At 36.0% G+C, this 1,440-nt stretch carries 1 protein-coding gene and 1 pseudogene; one reads left to right on the forward strand and one right to left on the reverse strand.

Translation table 11 applies throughout. The features are described from left to right. Positions 1-529 precede the first annotated feature (529 nt). Positions 530-684, forward strand: a pseudogene (locus tag A5N85_RS17955) (IS3 family transposase); the annotation flags it as partial. A gap of 278 nt (positions 685-962) precedes the next feature. Here A5N85_RS17955 and A5N85_RS13425 read toward each other — a convergent pair. Continuing rightward, complete coding sequence (locus A5N85_RS13425) at positions 963-1,169, reverse strand: serine dehydratase beta chain (protein WP_072577618.1); 207 nt, start codon at positions 1,167-1,169, stop codon at positions 963-965. Between the last annotated feature and the right edge of the window lie 271 nt (positions 1,170-1,440).

The raw sequence follows: 1,440 nt of genomic DNA on the forward strand, positions 1-1,440 counted from the left end.
ATTAGACCAAAATTTTATCATCCAATAATCTCAAAGCTGCTTGGGCTACAAAACACCCGCACAAACTATCTTATTTGTTGTTAAAGATCCGCCTAGCTTTCGTTCCGTTTCGGTCTGTACCGCTGGGCGAGGTGCGCATTATAGCCACCTCTCAATACTTTGCAACTATTTTAAACTAAAATATTTGAGTTTTTTTATAATGAAATGTTTTTTATAAGGTTTTATTTCCATGAAAAATGTTTTTTTTGGTTTTTTGGAGCTTAGTAGTAGTCTGAAAAAATAAACTAAGTAAAAAATATTTTTATAGCTTATTTGTTGAAAAAAACATTCTTACAAACTACTACTAAATAGCTATTTATTCTTCATCTAAACCGAGTTTTGCTAAACCCATTTCTTCATCAGATTTCAACAATCCTATATCACTATAAATTTCAAGCTTTGTTCTTGTATCGCTGATATCAAGGTTCCGCATGGTTAACTAAACCGCCCTAGGATGATCGGAGACTCATCAATCCGAGAGAATAAGACTATGAGTAATAAAAGATACTCCCCGGAAATGAAAGAAAAAGCCGTTCGTCTACTGATCGAAGTTGAAAACGATTACCCGTCAAGATGGGCGGAAGGCTATTACATCTAAAATTGACTGTAGTAGTGAGACGTTGCGAGCTTGGTATAACAAACATGCAGCACTGGCAACCCCTGGAGGTGTGCAAGCACAAGATGCGCTTGAGCGGATAAAATCCTTGAGCGTGAAACCGTAAACTGCAACGCAGCAATGAGATCTTGCGCAAAGCCGCTACTTTTTTTCGCACAGGAGGAACTCAACCGCCCACACAAACAATGATCAACTTTATCGGGCAATATAGCAGGGCTCCCGAAAAACGCATACCATACTTGGTGATAGGACACTGTTTTCAAATTGGATATTGAGTTAACATTGTATGCATTTTTTGGGAAGTTGGCTATAGCACTAAAGATTCGCTATGAAAGAAGAAGTCTTGTTCAAAATCAAAATGTATCGACAGGCGGTCAAGTTTAGGAATGGTTTTTCCTAGGACTTCTTCAATAAGCAATGGTAAGAAATTAGGATTAGTGGTTTTAACCCCTTCTCCAGCCAAACCAGCAATGATGGCTTTATCGGTACTATGAGTACCTTTGCAAAAAAACATAAAATAGAGAAATTTCAAGTTTTAAAACTCTGAAAATATATTAAAATTATTGTGTTAATTTCCTACTATAGTGAAAGGCTACTAGAATAGTTACTGTACTAAGATAGATGAATAAAGTAAGCACATATACTTTACTGGAATGGCGATCTAATTTCTGTAACTCTTTTATTAGCCTTTTACTTTAGTAGCAAAAATTAGTGTAAAACAGAATTTTGCAAAGGTCTCACTATGCCTGTCAGTTAATGCCAATAAACCATAAACATAGGCTTGA

It is taken from the genome of Suttonella ornithocola (assembly GCF_001889065.1).
GTDB lineage: Bacteria > Pseudomonadota > Gammaproteobacteria > Cardiobacteriales > Cardiobacteriaceae > Suttonella_A > Suttonella_A ornithocola.

Bases quoted from the DNA above. Each gene is read 5' to 3' on its own strand.
- A5N85_RS13425 (WP_072577618.1), bottom strand. From the start codon at position 1,169: ATGTTTTTTTGCAAAGGTACTCATAGTACCGATAAAGCCATCATTGCT.